The organism is Psychrobacter faecalis, assembly GCF_016107575.1.
Classification (GTDB): domain Bacteria; phylum Pseudomonadota; class Gammaproteobacteria; order Pseudomonadales; family Moraxellaceae; genus Psychrobacter; species Psychrobacter faecalis.
The window spans coordinates 1-17,781 of record NZ_JABAST010000031.1 but is presented as its reverse complement, the minus strand read 5'-3'; the positions used below and the strand labels follow the sequence as shown (position 1 = coordinate 17,781).

17 protein-coding genes and 1 pseudogene are annotated in these 17,781 nt (G+C 44.9%); 7 read left to right on the top strand and 11 right to left on the bottom strand.

Annotated features, from left to right (window positions below):
- Positions 1 to 178 precede the first annotated feature (178 nt).
- Together JFC07_RS09845 and JFC07_RS09840 are read left to right on the top strand one after the other, a co-directional pair.
- Complete coding sequence (locus JFC07_RS09845; protein ID WP_191690735.1) at positions 179 to 1,678, top strand: UvrD-helicase domain-containing protein; 1,500 nt, start codon at positions 179 to 181, stop codon at positions 1,676 to 1,678.
- Positions 1,679 to 1,744: 66 nt separating this feature from the next.
- Complete coding sequence (locus JFC07_RS09840) at positions 1,745 to 2,767, top strand: tRNA dihydrouridine synthase (protein ID WP_198328951.1); 1,023 nt, start codon at positions 1,745 to 1,747, stop codon at positions 2,765 to 2,767.
- 70 nt (positions 2,768 to 2,837) lie between these two features.
- Here the strand turns inward: JFC07_RS09840 and JFC07_RS09835 are convergent, their stop codons facing one another.
- Positions 2,838 to 3,263, bottom strand: a complete 426-nt coding sequence (locus JFC07_RS09835; protein ID WP_068403731.1) for an MAPEG family protein — start codon at positions 3,261 to 3,263, stop codon at positions 2,838 to 2,840.
- 14 nt (positions 3,264 to 3,277) lie between these two features.
- Complete coding sequence (locus JFC07_RS09830; RefSeq protein WP_068403733.1) at positions 3,278 to 3,691, bottom strand: OsmC family protein; 414 nt, start codon at positions 3,689 to 3,691, stop codon at positions 3,278 to 3,280.
- Positions 3,692 to 4,241: 550 nt separating this feature from the next.
- Between JFC07_RS09830 and JFC07_RS09825 the strand changes: the two genes are divergently transcribed.
- A complete protein-coding gene (locus JFC07_RS09825; protein ID WP_068403735.1) occupies positions 4,242 to 4,763 on the top strand; it encodes an RNA pyrophosphohydrolase in 522 nt (173 codons plus the stop codon).
- Positions 4,764 to 4,826: 63 nt separating this feature from the next.
- Here JFC07_RS09825 and JFC07_RS09820 read toward each other — a convergent pair whose 3' ends face one another.
- Both JFC07_RS09820 and JFC07_RS09815 read right to left on the bottom strand, forming a co-directional pair.
- The gene (locus JFC07_RS09820) at positions 4,827 to 5,645 is read right to left on the bottom strand and encodes an NRDE family protein (RefSeq protein ID WP_102077597.1); all 819 of its coding nucleotides are present in this window, start codon (positions 5,643 to 5,645) and stop codon (positions 4,827 to 4,829) included.
- Between the two features lie 35 nt (positions 5,646 to 5,680).
- Entirely contained in the window at positions 5,681 to 7,291 is a 1,611-nt protein-coding gene (locus JFC07_RS09815; RefSeq protein ID WP_198328950.1) for a DUF4139 domain-containing protein, read from the bottom strand.
- A 180-nt stretch (positions 7,292 to 7,471) separates the two neighbouring features.
- Between JFC07_RS09815 and lgt the strand changes: the two genes are divergently transcribed.
- From lgt to JFC07_RS09800, 3 genes are all read left to right on the top strand, one after another.
- Positions 7,472 to 8,356, top strand: a complete 885-nt coding sequence (gene lgt / locus JFC07_RS09810) for a prolipoprotein diacylglyceryl transferase (protein WP_198328949.1) — start codon at positions 7,472 to 7,474, stop codon at positions 8,354 to 8,356.
- Positions 8,357 to 8,435: 79 nt separating this feature from the next.
- Complete coding sequence (locus tag JFC07_RS09805; protein WP_193030980.1) at positions 8,436 to 9,308, top strand: thymidylate synthase; 873 nt, start codon at positions 8,436 to 8,438, stop codon at positions 9,306 to 9,308.
- Between the two features lie 43 nt (positions 9,309 to 9,351).
- Positions 9,352 to 9,924, top strand: coding sequence for a dihydrofolate reductase (locus JFC07_RS09800; RefSeq protein WP_198328948.1), 573 nt, complete (start codon positions 9,352 to 9,354; stop codon positions 9,922 to 9,924).
- 109 nt (positions 9,925 to 10,033) lie between these two features.
- Here JFC07_RS09800 and uvrC read toward each other — a convergent pair whose 3' ends face one another.
- Together uvrC and JFC07_RS09790 are read right to left on the bottom strand one after the other, a co-directional pair.
- A complete protein-coding gene (gene uvrC / locus JFC07_RS09795; RefSeq protein ID WP_193030977.1) occupies positions 10,034 to 11,878 on the bottom strand; it encodes an excinuclease ABC subunit UvrC in 1,845 nt (614 codons plus the stop codon).
- Between the two features lie 185 nt (positions 11,879 to 12,063).
- Positions 12,064 to 13,587: a DUF3360 family protein gene (locus JFC07_RS09790; protein ID WP_193030975.1), complete on the bottom strand. Its 1,524-nt coding sequence runs from the start codon at positions 13,585 to 13,587 to the stop codon at positions 12,064 to 12,066.
- A 425-nt stretch (positions 13,588 to 14,012) separates the two neighbouring features.
- On the opposite strand from JFC07_RS09790, the gene JFC07_RS09785 reads away from it, so the two are divergent.
- Positions 14,013 to 14,570 (top strand): DUF4442 domain-containing protein, encoded by a 558-nt coding sequence (locus tag JFC07_RS09785; RefSeq protein WP_068403750.1) that lies wholly within the window; start codon positions 14,013 to 14,015, stop codon positions 14,568 to 14,570.
- A gap of 248 nt (positions 14,571 to 14,818) precedes the next feature.
- Here JFC07_RS09785 and rplS read toward each other — a convergent pair whose 3' ends face one another.
- The 5 genes and pseudogenes from rplS to JFC07_RS09760 all read right to left on the bottom strand — a co-directional run.
- Entirely contained in the window at positions 14,819 to 15,241 is a 423-nt protein-coding gene (gene rplS / locus JFC07_RS09780) for a 50S ribosomal protein L19 (RefSeq protein WP_068403752.1), read from the bottom strand.
- Positions 15,242 to 15,446: 205 nt separating this feature from the next.
- Complete coding sequence (gene trmD, locus JFC07_RS09775) at positions 15,447 to 16,211, bottom strand: tRNA (guanosine(37)-N1)-methyltransferase TrmD (protein WP_198328947.1); 765 nt, start codon at positions 16,209 to 16,211, stop codon at positions 15,447 to 15,449.
- Between the two features lie 62 nt (positions 16,212 to 16,273).
- A complete protein-coding gene (gene rimM / locus JFC07_RS09770) occupies positions 16,274 to 16,807 on the bottom strand; it encodes a ribosome maturation factor RimM (RefSeq protein WP_068403756.1) in 534 nt (177 codons plus the stop codon).
- A 212-nt stretch (positions 16,808 to 17,019) separates the two neighbouring features.
- A complete protein-coding gene (rpsP, locus tag JFC07_RS09765) occupies positions 17,020 to 17,289 on the bottom strand; it encodes a 30S ribosomal protein S16 (RefSeq protein WP_068403757.1) in 270 nt (89 codons plus the stop codon).
- 352 nt (positions 17,290 to 17,641) lie between these two features.
- A pseudogene (locus tag JFC07_RS09760) lies at positions 17,642 to 17,781 on the bottom strand (IS982 family transposase); the annotation flags it as partial.

Below are 17,781 nucleotides of genomic sequence, written 5' to 3'. Positions count from 1 at the left end.
TGTTAATATAACTTTCTTATTTAAATAGCTTTCTTATTTAAGTCGCTCAGTACTACCCTCAGTGTTAATGAGTGTCTCAATATCACCGTTATTATCAGCCGTCAGCCATTGTTTATGCAGTGGCTTTTTTTACCGCCGCTAATCTTGACTCCATTCTAGTTTTTTAGGTAGCTTTATTATGTCCGCATCGATGCCAGCTTATATGAGCGATCCCACTGATGAGCAGCTGAACGCGCTAAACATGGCAATGGATCACAAGTCATTTAAAGTGGTCGCTTATGCGGGTGCAGGGAAAACCACGACGCTCAAATTAATCGGTGAGCGTCTGCGCGGTCGCGGCTTGTATTTAGCCTTTAACAAAGCCATTGCCAACGATGCGCGGCAAAAATTTCCCGGTCACGTCGATTGTCGCACGTTTCACTCATTAGCCTACCGTCACGTACCACGTGATATTACCGCTAAATTGTCGTTACCAAGATTTTCACCCAAGCGTTTGGGTGATGATTTAGGCTTACAACCGGTACAAGTACGTCGGCAAATGGATGGGGTGAATAAATATATTACCCTCACGCCAGCGCGCTTGTCGCGGTTTGTCAGTGATGCGGTGAGCAATTTTTGTAGTACCCACGCCAGCTATCCTGCCCCAAGGCATCTTGAATTTCCAAGCTGGCTTGCTGAGTCAGATAGCGAGCAGTTGCGCGAAATGCTCTACCCTGCTGTTGAACAGCGCTGGTTACAGTCGATTGATGCGCGCCATCCGGCTGGTATCGGCCATGATATTTATCTTAAATTGTGGGCCTTATCGAAGCCGAGCATTCCTGCGGACTTTATCTTGTTTGATGAAGCGCAAGATGCCGATCCGTTGATGATGGGGATTTTGACCCAGCAGCCACGGCAGGTGATTTATGTCGGCGACGCCCATCAGCAGATTTATGAGTGGCGCGGCGCGGTCAATGCGATGAAAAAACTGCCGTTGCCGCAAACCTTATTGACCCAATCGTTTCGTTTTGGCGAACCAATTGCTGAGATTGCTAATACCTTGCTTAAAGCGTTACAAGAAGACGTACCATTAAAAGGCAATCCTAATAAGCAATCGTCTACTGAAAAAGGTATGGTGCATAGTAAAAAAGATGCCATTCTTTGCCGTACCAATGCGGCGGCGATGTCGCAATTGCTAACAGGTTTAAAACTTGGTCATAGAGTTGCTCTGCAAGCCGATACCGATCGTATGCTTAAATTTTGTCAGGCAGCCGAAAACTTAAAAAATGGCAAATCGGCGTATGGCGTGCCCGAACTGGCGTATTTTTATAATTGGGGTGACGTCCAAGAATACTCTGAAACCAATGAAGGCAGCGACCTTAAAACCTTGGTGAAGTTGGTCGATGACCATGGTACCAATGTGTTGACGCAGGCAGTTAACAGCCTAACCCGTATCGAAAATGCTGATTATGTCATCTCAACCGCGCATAAAGCCAAAGGGCTTGAGTGGGGCAAAGTGCAGCTTGATGATGATTTTTATTATGACGTGACCACCAATGCGGTCAAGATTAGCCCAGAAGAACTGCGTCTGCTCTACGTTGCGTGTACGCGCGCGCAAAGCAATTTAGATATTCATAATATTAAAGACTTGGTATCAGGACTGCAGACAGGGAAAAAGGTCATTTTTGGTAATACTTAATCTGCCCGTCTATCTCTCACCTCATCGCCTTTGCCGACCTCTTTTTATAACATTGACTCTCCGATCATGAATCATAATCAACAACTTCAAGCACGCCAAAACACCATACAGCAATTATTTGCCAATCCTGTTCGCCTGCTTGCGCCCATGGAAGGCTTAACTGATCCTTTGATGCGCCAAATCCTAACCCAAATTGCGTCAGACTTGGGTCGCCCTTATGATTGGTCGGTCAGTGAATTTATTCGCGTCACCCAAACTGTCTTGCCAGCACATGTATTTTATAAATACGTGCCAGAGTTGCATCATGATGCCAAAACCATATCTGGTACACCGATTCATATTCAGCTGCTCGGTAGTGACGCGCAATTGATGGCAGAAAATGCCGCTTATGCTGCCGAGCTTGGTGCGCCAGCGATTGATATCAACTTTGGTTGTCCGGCTAAAACGGTTAACAGCCATCGTGGTGGCTCAGTGCTACTTGATGAGCCTGACGTGATGTATGAGATTATCAGCGCCGTACGCCGAGCCGTACCCGCTCATCTTCCCGTATCCGCAAAGATTCGCTTGGGTTATACCGATACCAGTCGCATGGACGATATCAAAGCAGCGATTGCTGCGAGCGGCGCCGATTGGCTAACCATTCATGCGCGTACCAAAACCCAAGGCTATAAGCCGCCCGCTTATTGGGACAAAATCCAAAATTTTAATACGCTTGCGATACCAGTGATTGCCAATGGTGAGATTTGGAATAGTGAGCACGCACAAAACTGTATGACGCAGTCAGGAACCCAGCATCTGATGCTTGGTCGCGGCGCTGTCACCCGTCCTGATTTAATTGCCAAGATTGATGCCGATAATAACGACACAAAAACGCTGACAGCCTTAGCATGGCAAGATTTAATTACCCATCAGATTAAATTTTTAGAGGGTACGGCGAAAAATGATGTGGTGTTGGTCGGGCGTTATAAGCAGTGGCTTGGTATGCTAACCAAGGGTTACGCTGAGGCGCAAACCTTGTGGGAACGTATTAAAAGAGAAAAAAATAAAGCGGTGATTATCGCGGCGCTGCAAAAGAGCACATGCGAATAATCAGCGCTTTATGAGCGATATTTTGAAGGTGTTAAAAATTAGAATATCAAAGACTTACAGCAGCAATAAGCTAAAAACTCACCCGTATCGCTAAATAAAATAACATCAATGAGCAAGCCATCGAAAGCACCCAAAGAATAGAACGAAAGGTCGCTAAATTGGTAATATAAGCCACGCAAAAACCAATACGAATCAGCACATATAGCCAAGCGATGGTATTAATAATTAATTGCGGTACAAAAAACAGCATCGCAACCAACATTGCCGCTAAAAATATAGGCAAGGTTTCATAACTGTTTTGCTGGGCAGCATTGGCCCGCGCGGCAGCTCCCGTCGTCCCTTGTAAGAAATCACGCGGATGGGCATTGTCAGCCAAATTAAAACCGCCAAGCGCTTTTGCTGTCAGCGCCATCGCCAGTGGCAGCAGACTTGCCACCACCATCGCCCAAATAGCCGCTGCGGCACTATCGGGAATCAACCCAAAGAATAGACTCATCAGTATACTTGCCCCTATCCTGCAATCACTTCAAAATCGTGAGTCACATTGACGCCGCCCTGCACCAGCATCCGGCTGGCTGAGCAATATTTTTCGGCCGACAGTTTGATGGCTTTTTCTACTTGGCTTTCTTTGACTTCTTGTCCGGTCACGATGAAATGCATATGAATGTCAGTATAAACTGCTGGAATAGTCTCAGCCCGCTGAGCGGTCAGCTCACAACGTACGTCGGTCACTTGTTGGCGCGACTTTTGTAAAATTGCCACCACATCGTAGCTGGCACAGCCACCAAGTCCTAATAAAATTAGCTCCATAGGACTGGCGCCCTTTTCTTTATCAGCATCGATTTGGACGTTATGTCCTGATGGCGATACGCCCATAAAGGCTTTATTTTCTTGCCACGTGACGCTTGCTTTTGACTCTGACATCTTAGATATTCCTTGTTTTAATTACTACGATTTTGAATGCGCATGCTTCTTAATTTATATGCTTTTTAATTTGACATGAATTTTCATTTGAATAGTAACGGTTTCTTATTTTTTGAAATACAATCTCTTTTTAAAAAACACTGTCTTTTGTTAGTGTAGCATAAGCAAAAACCAGATTTATGACGCCCTTTCCTTGTTTGCCTTTTCTTGCTTACCTTTTATAAACCGCTACCTTATTTATGCTTTAACAATAATATTCGATATTTAAGTATTTATACACCTATCGTTACCGCGACTTATCATTATTAAAAAAATCCGCGGAATTTACTAACAAAAGTGTGCTTATAACTGATTGATTTTAAAGTATTAATCTTGTGAAACATTTTATAGCAAAATACTGTTACACATTTTGGTTGTTTCTTGGTTTAATAACGGTAATGAATCTTATTTTGTCATAGTACTGATGGTCATCACCCTATAATAACTATGATTGCTGTCGTTGTACCTTGTCGAAATAAGCTATTTTTAAATAATTTAAAAGGGTTTAGTCATGATAGATGCAGACGGCTTTCGCGCCAATGTCGGCATCATCTTGGCAAATACACAAGGGCAAGTTCTGTGGGCAAAACGTATTGGTCACAACGCTTGGCAGTTCCCTCAAGGCGGCATCGACCGCGGGGAGACGCCGATGGATGCGATGTATCGCGAGCTCTGGGAAGAGGTCGGTTTACATCCGCGTCATGTGGATCTACTGGCGGTCACGCAAGATTGGTTGCGTTATCGTTTGCCAAAACGCTATGTGCGTCATGGGCAGTATCCTTTGTGTATTGGGCAAAAACAAAAATGGTTTTTGCTGCGCTTAGATGAGCCGAATACTCAACATATCCGCTTTGATGAGGGTAAACCAGAATTTGACCATTGGCAATGGGTCAGCTACTGGTATCCACTCGGACAAGTGATTCATTTTAAACGCGGGGTATATCGTCGCGCCTTGCAAGAATTGGTGCGCGAACTACCGCTTAAACAAGAACTGATTATTCCAGAACAAAACAACCATTTGTTGGTGGAATAAGTATTCAAACAGAAAACAAATTCCCCTATTGATAGCTATTATTCATAGGGGAATTTTTTTATATTAAATTTGCCTATGCTGGCATTCACGGCTAATAAGCGCTGCTTTGATTTTTTTGTCTGTCCTATCTTCTTTACGTAAGGTTAAAATACTTTGCGTCCGCGTTCCATAGCTTGGCATGGCTGTTTTATTCATACTACTCAAATCAGCAGACTCAATATAAATAGAGGACAGTGCGCGCTCAATCTGCTTAGCGACACCTGTTTCGGGTAATTTATTTTCTGGCGCTGGCGTGTTATCCGACATCACGGCAAACGCCGCTGCTTGCCAGTAGTCAAGGGCGCTGTTCTCGCTAATCAATGGCAACACCTCTTGGCGTAACCGACCGCGTAGGCGTTCGGTTTTAAACCACGCTTCTTCTGGCTGACCATTGGATATTACGTACAATCCTGTATATAACGGCGTCGGTGCATGACCACGATTATTGACAATGACCGCTTGCGCCGTATCGCCAATAACAAGGTTAAAACCTGCGTAATCTTGCAAACTGATTTGCCGAGCAAATTCCAATGGGTTTAAAGTGCTGGTCAAAAAATCGGTGACCAATTCGCCACGTGAGCGTTCGTCATTACTTGCTTGTACGCCATCACGAAAATTTAATACCGCCGCCCAACGTCCGTTTTGCTCGTAAAAATCGCCCTGTTGCTGTTGATGTATGCCAAGCCATGTGCCGCCACTTTGCTTATCGCGCCCTGCATAAATAGGCTTATCCTCCCATTGATGCAGCGGATCTGTTGGACGCTGTAAAAACTCATCACGGTTGGACAGTAAAACCAACGGCAACTCATCAAATAACTGCCAAGCAATGGCGACGATACACATAGTTTTCCTTGATATAAATATTAAATTATTAGCGCTTAGTTGGTATTCAGCTTTTTATCAGCAGGGTAGCTGATTTGATATGTTGATTGCAGCACTTGTGATTGCTTACTTGGCAAATCAAACTCCCAAGCGACCATCCCTTTATTGTCATTCCAGTCTTTTTGGCTAATCGCTGGGGTATGCGCCGCCATGACTTTAATACTATCGTCGCTGCTCACCGGCTCAGCACTTAACACCTGCAAGCGCACGCTGCGATTGTGCTGATTGGTAAATTGATAGGCCTGAGTAATGGTTTTAGTTTGCTGACGGTTAAATACGCCTCTATCACCTTGTTTATTCTCGTCGGTCAGCTGCTTGACCAGCAAACTTGGATCAATACCGAAGCCAATACCCTGCTCTTTTAGGGTTTGATAATTATAGCGCGACTGTCCGACATAGTTATTATTGCGATATAGCTGCAGTGAGCCATCTGCCCAAGTAGGCGTCAAGAATGGCGCGGATGCATACCAATAAGCGGCGGTCTCGGCACTTGGTGTGCTGCGTAGCCAAAGTTTGCTAGTGCCAGACTGCTCATCGATGACCGTACGTACGCGCCGACCATCACTAGGAATACTGACCCGCTGCGGCAAGCGATATTCGGTGATGCCGTTTTTGTTTTGGCTGCTTACCGCAAAGCTCGGTAGCGGCGGCATATTTCCAGTACCGCTATAGCTATCACTATCTACGACGAGCACAGGAGACGCTTCCATCTCCATCATCGGCGCTGCATAACGAGACAATTTGGCTTGTTGCTGCTCTTCATATAATGACAAGCGCTCAACGCGTGGCAGCTGACTGGTAGTCGTTTGATTGGGATTTACGCTACTTAAAATAACAGGCACGTTGTTCCAATTCTCGCCAGTTTGTTGAGCGATGATGGCAGAAGCGGTAATATTCAGCTGCTTACTGTCGGTATTTAAGCGCGCTTGATAGGTCGGCTCCCAACTGGCGCCGCGCACTTGATAATGCAGTTTAACCGTACTTGGCGTGCGACTGGCGGTGCGAACACTAACTTGGGTCACGCTATTCTGTTTTGAGGTCGTACTACCCGCCAGCAGCTGATTGAGCGCATCTTTCGCTTGTGCCTCGCGCTGCTGTAGCTCGACAATCTTTTTATTAATATTGGCCGCTTGTGTCTCTAAATCACGGGCGTTATTGGCCAATGTGCCAGCCGTATTAATTTGCGTCACTTTGGTCAAATTTTGCAGATAGGCTTTGGTTAAGCGTGCTGCTTCTAATTCAGCGCTGATATCGGCAAGAGTGTTTTTCTGGACTTGTACTTTGGCGTCGCCTTGATATTGGCCATATTGACATTGCGCCGCTTGCTCAGCGCTCAAGGTTTCGATACTGACTTCACCGACATTAACATTACCTAGTGCTTGTACGCTAATGCTATCAGCGTCAATGTTCGGCGATAAACAAGAAAAGACCAGCGTTTGCTCGCCACTGCCATTGATTGGCAAGGTACGCGTGACGCTGGCTAAGCCTTGATAAATAGTAATATTTTCAATATTACTCAGCGCTGCTTGGGCATTAATAGGAATCCATAGCGTCAAACTTGAAGCCATGATGCCGAGCAAGGATAATGTTGGTAAAGGCAACTGCATAAGGATTCCTTAGAAATTGAAGCACTTTTTTTCATCTTATCGGTTTTTGCTCCGATTTGCTATTGATTCCATGTGCCATTCCCTTATCCATTTATTTATCGATAAACTTATCATAGTATTCGCAAGGGATGAATTTTGCTATTATGGGCCACACTCCATTATCAATAATATGATGCCTTTATGATGATTCATCCTCAGTTCGACCCCGTAGCGCTGTCCTTGGGGCCAGTAGAAGTGCACTGGTATGGTTTAATGTACTTATTAGCCTTTGCCGCCGCTTATGGCCTTGCATGGTATCGCAGTAGCAAACGCGATGGCTGGACTACCGATATGGTGTCTGATTTGGTCTTTTTTGGTGCCCTTGGTGTCATTTTGGGCGGCCGTATCGGCTATGTATTGTTTTATCAATTTGGTGAATTGCTACAAAATCCTGCGTATCTGTTTAGGGTATGGGAAGGCGGCATGTCGTTTCACGGCGGTATGATTGGCGTCTTATTAGGCATGTTATATTTTGCCCGTAAATATAAAAAGACCTCTTTTCAGGTGCTCGATTTTATTATTCCTTGTGTACCAACGGGTCTGCTGTTTGGGCGTATCGGCAACTACATCAACGGCGAGCTATGGGGACGCGTTTCAGACGGTGGCTATAATTGGCTGACTTACTTTCCGCAAGCCGCAGCATTTGATGCGCAGCAATTACAAACCAACCCTAAATTACAATCGTTAATGCTTGAGGTCAATGGCCAGTATTTATTGCCGCGTCATCCATCGCAGCTCTACGAAGCGCTTGCAGAAGGTCTGCTGCTATTTATCTTTTTATGGTGGTATTCCTCAAAACCGCGTCCCCGTATGGCAGTCTCGGCTATCTTTTTATTAGGTTACGGTCTTAGCCGCTTTATTATCGAGTTTTTCCGTCAGCCCGATGCCGACCAAGGCTTTATTTTACTCGGCTGGATGACCAAAGGCCAAATATTAAGCGCGCCAATGATTATTATTGGTCTCATCATGCTGGTTTATGCTTATAAGCGTGGCATCTATGATTGGGGTAAACAGGCGGCTTATTAAGCATTAATTACCAAGTAAGATATTAAAAACACGTTTAAATATTGAATGCTATATTTGAATCAGGCAAAAGAGTAGTTTTATGACCAGTAATTATCATAACAGTAAAAATGAGCAAGCCTATTTAGACTTGCTAAAATATGTCATGACGAATGGCACTGAAAAAGGCGATCGTACTGGCACTGGTACGCTAAGCCACTTTGGTGCGCAGCTACGTTTTGACTTAGCCGATGGATTTCCCTTATTAACCACCAAAAAAGTCCATTTTAAATCGATCGTTTATGAGCTCTTTTGGTTTTTAAGTGGCAGTACCCACGTTGATTATCTGCAAGAAAATAACGTGCGTATCTGGAACGAATGGGCGACCGCTGACCAAACCGCGCGCTTTAACCGTCCTGCTGGCGACTTGGGTCCCATTTATGGTCATCAATGGCGCAATTATGGCGCCACCAAGCGGAAAGACGGCAGTTATGAGAACGATGGCGTCGATCAAATCACTGACGTGATTGAACAAATAAAGACCAATCCCAACTCGCGCCGCTTAATCGTCTCTGGTTGGAATCCAAAGGAAGCCGATCAAGTTGCCCTGCCGCCTTGCCATACCTTATTTCAGTTCTTTGTCGCAGACAATAAACTGTCCTGCCAGCTTTATCAGCGCTCAGCGGATTTATTCCTCGGTGTGCCGTTTAATATCGCCAGCTATGCCTTACTGACTCATATGGTGGCGCAAGTATGCGGCTTAGAAGTCGGCGAATTTGTTTGGACGGGCGGCGATTGTCATATTTACCAAAACCATCGCGAGCAAGTTGAATTACAACTGACGCGCTCGCTGTATGAGCTGCCAACCTTAACCCTAAACCCTGACATCAAGGATATTTTTGCCTTTACCTTTGACGATATCAGCGTTGAGGGTTATGAGTCGCATCCAGCTATTAAAGCCAAAGTTGCCGTCTAAATTTAATCGCTTTACTTTTAAAAGACCATAAAAAGGATAGGTTATGAGCTATGCCAATACCGAAGTTGCCCAAATCGCGGCCATCAGTCGCAATCGCTGTATCGGCAAAGGGAATGAGCTGCCGTGGCATATCTCAGCTGACTTGCAGCATTTCAAAAATATGACGACCAAACAAAGTGACGGCGCGATACAAGGTATCGTCATTATGGGTCGTAAGACTTTTGAGTCGATGGGCAGCAAGCCGCTACCAAAACGCATCAGCTTTATTATCACGACCCAACTAGACTACGCCGAGCAAAATAACTTAGTCGGTAGTGAAAAGGCTTATGTGATGCACAATTTAGACGATGCGCTGACACAAGCTGCCAGCCTTGCTCATGGTGCGCACCTTGATACCATTTGGGTGATTGGCGGCGAGCGGGTCTTTAGTGAGGCGATGATGTATACCGACCGCGTCGAGCTGACACATGTCGATACTGATATTAAAGATGGCGATGCCTTTTACCCTGAGCTGCCAAACGAGTTTGTAGTCGTAGCAGAATCTGAGCAAAAACACGATGAAAAAAGTGGCTTAGATTTTAGGTTTGTGACTTATAAAAGAGAAAATGCCGAATAATAATTGTAGTTTATTAAAATAAAAAAAGCTGTCCTAGATAATTCTAAGACAACTTTTTTATTGTTGGGCTTTATGAGCACAAACTTAAATTTAGCCCATACGGCTTAAACTACTCATGCAGCACTTTATAAATCGTTTTCGCTAATACCGGACCAATCCCCTGCACGCCAGCCAGCTCCTGCTGCGATGCACCAAGCAATTGCTGCATACCGCCAAAGTGATTAAGCAGGTCACGGCGACGCTTTTCGCCAAGCCCTGGAATTACTTCTAGCACCGATGAGGAACGGCGTTTATCGCGCTTTTTACGGTGCGCGGTAATGGCAAACCGATGCGCTTCATCGCGAATATGCATCAACAAATGCAGCGCTTTGCTATCCATCGGCAAGTCAAGCGGCTCGTGATCGATAAAGTGCAATACTTCCAAGCCTGCTTTACGCCCTTCACCTTTTGCCACACTAATGAGCAACGTATCATTAAGAATATCCAACTCTGTGAGTACTTCTTTAGCAATACCAAGCTGACCTTTACCACCATCAATCAGCAATAAATCCGGCAATGGCTGCTTCTTATAACGCCGCGTCAGCACTTGCTTCATCGCCGCATAGTCATCACCACCTTGGATATCATGAATCGCATACTGACGATAATCACGGCGACGCGAACCACCTTGGTCAAAGACCACGCAGCTACCGATGGTCGCCTCGCCCATGGTATGTGAGATATCAAAGCACTCGATACGGTCAATGGTTCGATCAGTGACATCAGCTAACACGTCTTTCAGTGCACCAAAGCGCGCATGCAATTCTAGATAATCGCCAAGCTTGGTTTTTAGGGCGTTATTGGCATTGAGTTTGGCCAAATCTAACCATTCAGCGCGGTGCTCGCGGACGTTGGTTTTAATGACTGTCTTACTGCCAAAGTGGGTTATCAATGCTTCATTGACCGCTGTTTGATCCGGCAGCTCATGGCTGAGTATAATCTCAGCTGGCAAATCATCGGTTACTTGAAAATAAAACGAAGTAATAAACGCCGATAAATTATCCGCAAGTGGCTCACTGCTATCGATATCGGGAAAATAGTTTTTACCGCCAAGCACGCGCCCGCCGCGCACAGTCAGCACATTGACGCAAGTCATGCCCGCCTGACTGGCAATCGCAATCACATCCGCCTCACCTTCTACGGTATAAACGGCTTGCTTCGCTTGTACTTCGCGCAGCATAGAGAGCTGATCACGATAAAAAACTGCCTTTTCAAAGTCTAAGGCTTCCGCTGCGCTCTCCATCTTTTTAATTAACGTCTGATGAATATCACTCGAGTCGCCTTTTAAAAAACGAATGGTATTATTAACGTCCTCGGCGTATTCTTCTGGCGACACCAAACCAACGCAGGGCGCACGGCAACGCTTAATCTGGTATTCAAGGCACGGGCGTTTACGCTGCTTAAAAAAGGTATTGGTACATTGACGCATTTGAAACATTTTTTGCATGAGCACCAGCGTCTCTTTCGCCGCATGAGCCGATGGAAACGGCCCAAAAAAGCGACCTTTTTGGTGATTGCCTTTACCGCGACCATAAGCCAATCTTGGATAGGGCTTATCCGCAGAGATAAACACATAAAGGTAAGACTTATCATCACGCAGTAGCACGTTATAAGGCGGACGATGCTCTTTAATCAGGTTTTGCTCAAGTAATAGCGCTTCGGTCTCACTACGGGTAATAATGGTTTCGATATTATGAATTCGTGCTACCAGTGCCCGTGTTTTTGGATGGTCAATGGTCTTAGCAAAGTAGCTATTGACGCGACTTTTCAGCGATTTGGCCTTACCGACATAAAGAATATCGCCATTTTTACCCAGCATTTTATACACCCCTGGCAGATTTGGCAGGCGCTGAATCAAATGCTTAAGGCGGGCTTTTTTATCGTCGACGGGACTCGATGCGGAGACATTGACCATAGAATTTTTGACTCTTAAATAAGGGCTTTAACGTTAGTACAGAGTAAAAACAGCACACCGTAAAAACGTAAGTAATATCATATTTATGGGGCAACAGTAGGCATTTTGCAAGCCAAAAACTGGCTTAACCAAAGTCATAAAAAAAGCCAGCATCGAGGCTGGCTTTTATGGGAAACGTTAAAAATCTAGTGACGGAAGTTTGGCAAAAGCGCTGGGATACCGGGCAACATGCCGACGATAGCCATCACTGTGGTTAAAATGACAAAGGTCACCACAGGAATAATCCAGCGACTCATTTTTGTTAAGCTAGCACTGCGCTCTTTTGAACCAATCAAGCCTAAGTTATCCAGCACCAAAGTAATCGACCAACCAAAGGCTGGATTGACCAAGGCAGAAGCAAAGACGACAATCGCCGCAGACTGCGTGGTTTTACCTTCGCGGGTCATCTCCATACCCGCTTCAAGTAGCGGGATAAAGACGCCAACAATCAACGCCACACACATTACCGGCTCCCAAATGGCTAAATCCATGGGGTAACCCCAAACACCAGCAATAATACAGAATAATCCCGTTAATACCGCACCGGCTGGAATAGGACGCTTCGCAATTGCCGCTGGTACAATATAGGTGCCCCATGAAGAAGCGAAGTTAGCACCACCAAGCACAGAGCCTGCCACCTGACGAATAGAGGCGCTGGTCATGGTGTCATCGATATCCATCAGCACACGCTCAGTACGTTTTGGATAGCTTATTTTTTGAAAGACTTGATGACCTAAAAAGTCTGGTGACCACATAGCGACTGCCAACACCGCAAATGGCAACACCACGATAAAGCTTTCGACAGTCGGCAAGCCTAACATCCAGCCGGTGTTTTCGCCCCACCAATACATTGGATTCATATTTGGTAGGCCGGGTGCGGTTTTAAAGGCAAATGGCGCGCCCATCGCAAAGGCAACTCCGCCGCCTAACAAGCAGCTGAGTGGCACCGCCAGCCAGCGTTTTTGGTAATTCTCTAACAGCGCGTATAAGATAATCGTCAGTAGAATCACCACAAAGGCGATATGCGACATACCAATCCCTTCCGCCCAAGCAAATAGGTTTTTGACTTGGGAGGTGGTGCCGATAAAGCCTAAATATAGCAGTAGGCCGCCGCACACGCCTTTACTGGTCAAGTTCGCTAGCAGACTGCCGCCTTTACTAATGGCAAGTAGCAAACCAAAAGCACCGATTAGTAGACCAAAGGCCATCGGATGACCACCCGCGGCAACGACGATAGGAATCAGTGGAATCAGTGGGCCGTGCGTACCAGCAAGGTTAGCAGTCGGTAGCAGGAAGCCTGAGAATAAAATCACAAAAAACGCCACGATAAGCAATTCATAACGCACGTTTTCTAGCACAAAGGCATCGCCCAAACCAAGCGGACCAGCAAAGGTTGCAGCAATGGCGCCCACCATCACCACTTTACCGATGGTCGCTGCCATTGCCGGAATCGTATCTTCATACTCAAAACGATAATCGCGGAACGGCAAATTAGCACGCCAACGTTTTGGTTGCATGATTTGCAGTTCATGATTGAGGTAGGCATTACGATTTTTAAAGCTAGCGCTGGGCTTATGTAACTCTACATAGCTGCTTTGCAAATCGTCATTATCAGAAGAGATTGGTTGCTGCGGGTTGCGCCCTGAGGTGGGAAGCTGTGTACCACTCATCACATTTCCTTATGTCAACTGAGGTTTGAGCGGCGTTATTATCCTAATATCGAGTAAATATTAAACCGCCCAAAACAAAATCCCGCTATTGTAAGACATCGTTAAAGATAATGCGAGACTTTCGCCATTAAAAGATACTACCCGCATCGTTATGAAAAATATTTTTTATGACTCAATCGTTCACACTTAGAAAATGGTAATGAATGCAAATAAGATAATGGCTTTATCGTCGCATTTGCCGTTTCGTTACGCTTTAAAACTGGCGAGCTTCATGGTTTTTCACTATGATAAATATCTTTTTATGACTCATTGCTTGAAAACTTACCTTATAAGCAACAATCCTTGCAGTCATACTTAACTTAATACAATAAAAATAACTCATACCATCAGACTAGCAATATCTAAAAAGGGAATAGGAAATATTGATGAATTTACTGCCTAAAAGACTTGAAACGCTTAAACGTAACGCGAAAAAAAATATCATGCCATTACTGACGCCCTACTTGCTTAAACTGCGTATCAACACTTATGCGCCCTACATCGGCGCTGGTATCAAGATTGAACACATGAATTTAGATCAAGGTTTATGCGTGGTCAGCATGGGCTTAAATAATTTAAACAAAAACATCGTCGGCACCCAGTTTGGGGGCAGCTTATACTCGATGGTAGATCCGTTTTATATGCTGATGCTTATGCACCAATTGGGCAGCAGCTACGTAGTATGGGATAAAAGCTCACATATTGAATTTATCGCGCCGGGTAAGAGCAAAGTCACCGCAAGGATCAAGGTTAGCAGTGCTGAAGTAATCGCTATTCAAGAGTTGGCAAAGGATGGCGAGCCCGTCTTTCGTGAATACAGCGTCGATATCGTCGATGAGCAACAAAAAGTCGTCGCTACTGTTACTAAGACTCTTTATATTCGACTGCGTAAGTACAGTAAGTCTAAAGACCAAACCAGCCGCGTAGACAATATTGAGACCTAAAACATTGAAAGCCAACATGTCACGCAAATCTTTAATGAAAACAGCATGAAAGCAGCAATTAAAGCCTAAATAAAAGCGGCAGAAACAAAAACCCCAATCTGGCATAAGCACAGATTGGGGTTTTGTCTTTTTTGGTATGGCCCGCTTATTTATAAATAAACCTATGAATAAGGGCTTGTATCTACTTTCGCCTTGCCAAGCATCAAGCGTCCAATCAGACGACTAAGCGCAGCAAAGCAAACTGGTTCTTAAATACCAGGAGCAGTATCAACTGCTTTAGGTACGCCAGCGTCAGTTTTTTTGTTTGCAGCTGGACGAGCACCAAGTTTTTCGCGGATACGGGCTGATTTACCAGAACGCTCACGTAAGTAGTATAGTTTCGCACGGCGAACTGCGCCACGGCGTTTCACTTCGATGCTATCAATGATTGGTGAATGCAATTGGAATGCACGTTCTACACCAACACCGCTTGAGATTTTACGTACGGTAAACGCTGAGTTTAGACCGCGGTTACGCTTAGCAATTACAACGCCTTCAAAAGCCTGTAAACGCTCACGCTCACCTTCACGTACTTTTACTTGAACCACAACGGTATCGCCGGGTGCAAAGCTTGGGCGCTCAATCAATTGCGCATTTTCGATGACCTGAACCAATGGATGCTTGTTGCTCATGAGAGTTATCTCCTCACATTAGATAATAGAGGCTTGACGCATATCACCTGTTTGTAATAATGAATCATAGCTATTATTAATATCTTGGATTAATAATAACTACAACGTAAATGGGTTATGACCAACGGCCATGATGCTATGACACGTTTTATTGTTGCTCAAAATATTATTGCTTAACTGTTTATGTTTTTAACCGCTATTAACGCTATTTTTTATCTGCTTTTGCCAATGCTTTGAGCCACTTTGCTTGCTCGACCGTTGGCGTAAACGCTTGCCATAAATCTGGACGCCGCGCTTGCGTACGTTCGACCTGTTGGCTAAAGCGCCACTTAGCGATATTGCTATGATGACCTGAAAGTAGAACTTCAGGGACCGCCAACCCAGCAAATTCATGCGGCTTGGTATAGTGCGGACAATCAAGCAAACCATCGACAAACGAGTCTTGCTCAGCGGATTTATCATCACCCATAATATCAGGCAGACGACGTACCACACTATCCATGAGCACCATTGCTGGTAGCTCGCCACCGGTCAACACATAATCACCAAGTGATATTTCCATATCGACATACTGCGTCAGTAAGCGCTCATCAATACCTTCGTAACGACCACATAATAAAATCATGCCGTCATACTCAGTCATGCTGACCACCCTACTCTCGCTCAGCGTCTGTCCTTGTGGTGACATATAAATCACCGGACAGTGCGCACTGTCGACACGGCAACCGTGCTGACGGGCACGCAGGCGGGCATCCTCAATCGCTTGGGATAATGGCTCAGCCATCATCACCATGCCAGGGCCGCCACCATACGGGCGCTCATCAATACGGCGATAATTATCCGTGGTATAATCACGTGGATTGATGCATTCAATCGTGACTTGCTCCTGAGTGACTGCCCGTCCCGTGATTCCAAACTCACGAATCGTGGCAAACATTTCAGGGAAAATACTAATCACGGCAAAATACATCAGATCTCTACTTGCATAAACACTGCGTGAATGACGTTTTTATCAATCAAAAGAAATTACGATTAATAATCACTTTGCCATGCCACAAGCACGGTTTTCTCAGCCAAATCGACCTCAATCACCGTTTGCTTATGCCAAGGTATCAGGCGCTCCTCGGCATCTAAACTGTCTGACGTTGCCGCGACACGCATGATGTCATGGGCTCCGGTTTCAAACATTTCAGTAATATCGCCTAAGTTTTCGTCCTGCTCGTTTATCACGCGCAGGCCAACCAAATCTGACCAATAATATTCGTCTTCACCGGTTTCTGGCAAAACGTTTTGCTCAACCCAAATGGTCACGCCATTCATGGTCTCTGCAACGTTACGATCAGGGACTTGTTCAAATTGAGCGACAATGCCCGTCCCTTGCTCGCGCCACGCCTTTACAGTTAAAGGCTTCATGCCAGTAGCAGTTTTCATCCACCAAGGCTGCATGTCAAAGATTGCCGTGCGATCATCCGTGTCACTAAATACCCACAGCCAGCCTTTAATGCCATAAGGCTTTTTTAGCTGGCCGATTTTCATAAGTGCACTAGCGTTTGGAACAGATGACATAACGGCTAACCTAACGATGACTAAAACAACAATGATAGATAAAGCAATGACTAAAGAACAAGGGTAAATACAGCTCAATCAACAGCGCTAAGCGCAATCAAAAGTAATAAACAGTTAATGGCGCACCCTGGTCAAACCAGTTACGCTATGTTTTCTAAAGTCTGTTGAGACTGCCATAGACCAGCTATCAGCGCCTCAGTGACGGTACAAACTTAAGCAGTTGCTTCAGTTTGAGCGGCAGACTTGTTATAAGCTTTTGCTAATGAAGCAACGCGATCTGAAGGTTGTGCACCTTTAGCGATCCACGCATCGTACGCTTCCATGTTTAGGCGTACTGCTTCTTCAGACTCTTTAGCGAGCGGGTTAAAAAAGCCAATGTTTTCAATGTAACGACCGTCACGCGCGCGGCGTTGATCAGCAACAACTACTTGATAAAATGGGCGTTTCTTGGCACCGCCCCGTGCTAAACGAATAACAACCATGTGAATTCTCTCTTTCGCAGGTATACCAAAAAGGGCATAATTATAGCACAGTCTTATTTTATTGAAAACATAAACCGTGCTTATTTAATTATTTAATTATTTATTAACAATAGCTTAAATGGCAAAGCATGTAAAATACAATTCAAAATATCTTGTTAATTTATAGCGGCAGAATGCTATTTCAGGTCTGGGTCTTCTTGCAAATTGACTATCGTAAAGCAACCTGTCTTACTATTTGATTATGCTATGCTACCAACAATAGCAGTGATAGAAATCCATAAAACATAAGCTTGTAAGCGCGCATACAGCGAGTTACTTTTTATCTAGATATTTAATTTATATAACCCCACTCTCAACTTGAAATAAGCAATTCAAACTGAAGAGGCGGATTACCAAGTTTTTTGTTGAGTACAAAGCACAGATTGTGTGAAAGAATCTTACGAATCAATCGATGAGACAAATGCCATAAATCTCTTGCTCGTACCCTTTGTA